Annotated in this window: 4 protein-coding genes and 2 pseudogenes; 4 read left to right on the plus strand and 2 right to left on the minus strand. The window is 61.6% G+C overall.

Features of this window, described 5'->3' with window-relative positions:
- From CAPSK01_RS18640 to CAPSK01_RS18655, 4 genes are all read left to right on the plus strand, one after another.
- Positions 1-320, plus strand: a 320-nt coding sequence (locus tag CAPSK01_RS18640; protein ID WP_273704063.1) for an ABC transporter permease subunit, incomplete at its 5' end; no start/stop codon positions are given.
- Between the two features lies 1 nt (position 321).
- Positions 322-1,215, plus strand: coding sequence for a sulfate ABC transporter permease subunit CysW (gene cysW, locus CAPSK01_RS18645; RefSeq protein WP_034930242.1), 894 nt, complete (start codon positions 322-324; stop codon positions 1,213-1,215).
- Positions 1,216-1,218: 3 nt separating this feature from the next.
- A complete protein-coding gene (locus CAPSK01_RS18650; protein WP_034930244.1) occupies positions 1,219-2,304 on the plus strand; it encodes a sulfate ABC transporter ATP-binding protein in 1,086 nt (361 codons plus the stop codon).
- 7 nt (positions 2,305-2,311) lie between these two features.
- Positions 2,312-3,247, plus strand: coding sequence for a CysB family HTH-type transcriptional regulator (locus CAPSK01_RS18655; protein ID WP_034930247.1), 936 nt, complete (start codon positions 2,312-2,314; stop codon positions 3,245-3,247).
- A gap of 123 nt (positions 3,248-3,370) precedes the next feature.
- Here the strand turns inward: CAPSK01_RS18655 and CAPSK01_RS18660 are convergent.
- Together CAPSK01_RS18660 and CAPSK01_RS23970 are read right to left on the minus strand one after the other, a co-directional pair.
- Positions 3,371-3,871 (minus strand): annotated as a pseudogene (locus CAPSK01_RS18660) (PDDEXK nuclease domain-containing protein); the annotation flags it as partial.
- 17 nt (positions 3,872-3,888) lie between these two features.
- A pseudogene (locus tag CAPSK01_RS23970) lies at positions 3,889-4,214 on the minus strand (IS3 family transposase); the annotation flags it as partial.

The raw sequence follows: 4,214 nt of genomic DNA on the forward strand, positions 1-4,214 counted from the left end.
CCGCCGCCGGCCTCGGCGCCTCGCGCTGGCAGACCTTCGTCAAGGTCATCCTGCCGCACATCACACCGGCACTGCTGACCGGTTTCGCGATGGCCTTCGCCCGCGCCGTCGGCGAGTACGGATCGGTGATCTTCATCGCCGGCAATGTGCCGATGGTCTCCGAGATCACGCCACTGTTGATCATCACCAAGCTCGAGCAGTACGACTACGCTGGCGCCACCGCGGTCGCTTCGGTAATGCTGGTCATCTCCTTCCTCCTGCTGTTGATCATCAATGCGCTGCAAGGCTGGATGCAGCAGCGCTACACTGCGGAGGCCTGAGATGAGCGGAACGATTACCTTGAATCCCGGCCGCCTGGCACTTCAGGAGACGCCCAGCACAAGCGAGCCGGCGTGGGTGAAGGGGGTGCTGATCGGCGTCGCATTGACCTTCTTCGCGGTTTTCCTGCTGCTGCCGCTGGCGACGGTTTTCACCGAAGCCTTGCGCAAGGGCTGGGGGGCTTACAGCGCGGCGCTGCTCCACCCGGATGCCCGCTCGGCGATTACGCTGACGGTGCTGGTCGCGCTGGTCGCGGTTCCGCTGAACCTGGTGTTCGGGGTCGCCGCATCGTGGGCGATCGCCAAGTTCGAGTTCTCCGGCAAGCGCCTGCTGATCACCCTGATCGACCTGCCTTTTTCCGTGTCGCCGGTGATCTCGGGCCTGATCTACGTGTTGATGTTCGGCGCGCAGGGCTGGTTCGGCCCCTGGCTGCAGGCACACGACATCAAGATCATCTTCGCCCTGCCCGGGATCGTGCTGGCGACGATCTTCGTCACTTTTCCTTTCGTCGCTCGCGAACTGATTCCGCTGATGGAAGCGCAGGGCTCGGAAGAAGAGGAAGCGGCGGTCGTCCTCGGAGCTTCCGGTTGGCAGATGTTCTGGTACACCACGCTGCCCAGCATCAAATGGGGCCTGCTGTACGGGGTGATTCTGTGTAACGCGCGGGCAATGGGCGAGTTCGGCGCGGTGTCGGTGGTCTCCGGGCATATCCGCGGGATGACCAATACCCTGCCCTTGCACGTCGAGATTCTCTACAACGAATACAACTACGCCGCAGCCTTTGCAGTGGCCTCGCTGCTGGCCCTGCTGGCGATCGTCACGCTTGGCCTGAAAACGCTGGTCGAGCGGCAAACGCGTCGGCAGCAGCAAGAGAAACGTGAACTTTCCGGAGAATGAGCCATGAGCATCGCCATCCGCAACATCAGCAAGCAGTTCGGCACCTTCAAGGCGCTCGACGACGTCTCGGTCGACATTCCCTCCGGCGAACTGGTCGCTCTGCTGGGACCGTCGGGCTGCGGCAAGACGACATTGCTGCGCATCATCGCCGGCCTCGAATACGCCGATCAGGGCCAAATCCTGCTCGCCGGTGACGATGCTTCGGCCCGCCACGCCCGTGATCGCCAGGTTGGTTTCGTTTTCCAGCACTACGCGCTGTTTCGCCACATGAGCGTTTTCGACAATGTCGCATTTGGCCTGCGCGTCAAGCCGCGGCTCGACCGTCCCGCCGCAACGGAGATCAGGCGCCGGGTGAGGCGTCTGCTTGAACTGGTGCAACTCGACTGGCTGGCCGATCGCTACCCGACCCAGCTTTCAGGTGGTCAGCGCCAACGGATTGCGCTGGCACGCGCACTGGCGGTGGAACCGAAGGTGCTATTGCTCGACGAACCCTTCGGAGCCCTGGATGCCAAGGTGAGGAAGGAGTTGCGGCGCTGGCTGCGACAATTGCACGACGAAATCCACGTCACCAGCGTTTTCGTCACCCACGACCAGGAAGAAGCGCTCGAGGTTTCCGACCGGGTAGTCTTGATCAACAAGGGCAGGGTCGAGCAGATCGGCACACCGGAGTCGGTGTATGATCGTCCGGCGACAGCCTTCGTGGCCAACTTCCTCGGTTCGGTCAATCTCTTCCATGGGCGCGTCGAGGATGGGGAGCTGCATCTCGGCGAACACGCACTCGCGCTCGGCACCGTCAATCATCAGACGGCCAACGATAGCGGCAACGGCAAGGCGGTGGCTTTTGTGCGCCCGCACGAGTTTGATCTGCTGCCGGGCTGGGGAGTGGGTGGCGGTCTGCCGGCCAGGATCGTTCGCGTCGTCTCGGTCGGAGCGAGCGCACAGATCGAACTGAGCCGCGCGGACGGCGAACTGATTGAGGTCAGCCTCGCCCGCGAGACCTTCCACCTGCTCGGTCTCGCAGAGGGTGACCCGGTATCGCTGCGCCCGCGCCACATCCGCGTCTTCTCGGAGGAAGCCCGGGCGGCTTGAGGACGGGATGAATTTTCAACAACTGCGCATCATTCGCGAGACCATTCGCCAGGACTTCAACCTGACCGAAGTGGCCAATGCCCTGTACACGTCGCAACCGGGAGTCAGCAAGCACATCAAGGATCTCGAGGACGAACTCGGCATCGAGATTTTCGTGCGTCGCGGCAAACGTCTGCTGGGACTGACCGAGCCAGGCAAGGAGCTGGCCGAAGTGGTGAACCGCATTCTGCTCGACACCCATAACCTGCGCCGTATCGCCGACCAGTTCGCGAGCCGGGAAACCGGTCACTTTGTCGTCGCGACTACCCACACCCAGGCGCGTTACGCGCTGCCGCAGATCATCAAGTGGTTCAAGACCGACTATCCGCGCGTGCATCTCGCACTGCACCAGGGCAGTCCGGTGGACATCGCTGAAAAGCTCGTTTCGGGCGAAGCCGATATCGGCATCGCCACCGAACGACTCGACCAGGTTCCGGAATTGGCCACCTTCCCGTTCTATCGCTGGTACCACGCGGTGATTGTTCCCTACGGCCACCCCCTCCTGAAGGTCAAGGACCTGACGCTGGAATTGATCGGCGAGTATCCGATCATCACCTATCATGAGGGCTTTACCGGCCGGACGCATATCGACAAGGCTTTTGCCGACGCTGGCGTCGTGCCGGACATCGTGCTTTCGGCGATTGATGCTGATGTAATCAAGACCTATGTCGAACTCGACCTCGGCGTAGGCATCGTCGCATCGATGGCCTACGACGGCTTCAAGGACCGCAACCTGGCGCTAATCCCGGTGCCGCACCTGTTCCCGGAAAGCACCACCCGTCTGGCGGTACGCCGCGGCACCTATTTGCGCAGCTATGCGCTGGCGTTCATCGAAAAGGTCTGCCCGGAGATCGGGGAAGAAAACCTCAGAGCAGTCATTCAGAAGCAGAATGGTGGGGAGTGATTGTGCTTCTGACGTGCCAGGTCAATGGCAGTCGATCGTAGGAAGCTGTCCAAAGCATGTCTGTGCCTCGCCGTGGCAGGGCAATTGCATGAATCCTATACAAGACCGAGGAGTTCGGCGCGGAAGCAGGTAGTTGTAGAACACCAGATCAATGAAGAAATCCTTGCTCTCGGTGCTGATGCGCTGCTGGCGCGCCACAAAGGCAAAGCCTTTGTCCAATTCCAGCAGAAAGGCTTGCAGCTTGTCCATCAAAGCCTGTTTTCCAGCAACTTGCCAGCATCCGGCAGCCCCGGGAACTCCAGCATCACCGGATCGCGCACAAAGGCGCGGGGAGACTGCGGCAGAGCGGCCAGATTATCCTGTGCCTCAGCCTCCACAGCCACCCAAGCGTTCGTAATACAGCATGCCAATCTGTCTCTCCAGCGCCCGCGTACTCCAGTTCTGTGCTGCTGCCTCCGGCATGTACCAGGTGCGCGCCTCGGGCGCATCCACCCGCAGCAACAGGCGGGTAGTGCGTCCAGCTCAATTCGCGACGCAGTGCGTCGCATTTTGGAAAAGCCAGAAAACCCCGCGCATGTGGCGCAAATTCGTGGCATCAAAGCCCTTGCCGGACTCCCGGGACAAAGCCAGCCCCAAGCGTGAATTCCGTTCTCACGCAGCAGCCTCTCTCCCCGCTCCTTACCGGCAGAGAAGCCCCGCCTCCGCAGCTCGCGCACCCTGCGTGGGCTGCCATAGGCGCTTTTGAGTTCGGTATGAATGGCTGGGCTTGTCCGTCAGCCGCTTGCACTGCGCAACCCCGCCGCGCTTCCAGGCTCGGTCCCCGCTGATACTTACCTCTCATACATCGCACATTCCGACCACGCGAACTCCCGCCGATGCGCGTCCATCCAGGCGTACTTCACAGGGCATCCCTCGCGAAGTACGCTGCCGCTTTTTTACTATTTCAAGCTCCCGCTTGAGCCGAGCG

This window comes from Candidatus Accumulibacter vicinus (assembly GCF_000584955.1).
Taxonomy (GTDB): domain Bacteria; phylum Pseudomonadota; class Gammaproteobacteria; order Burkholderiales; family Rhodocyclaceae; genus Accumulibacter; species Accumulibacter vicinus.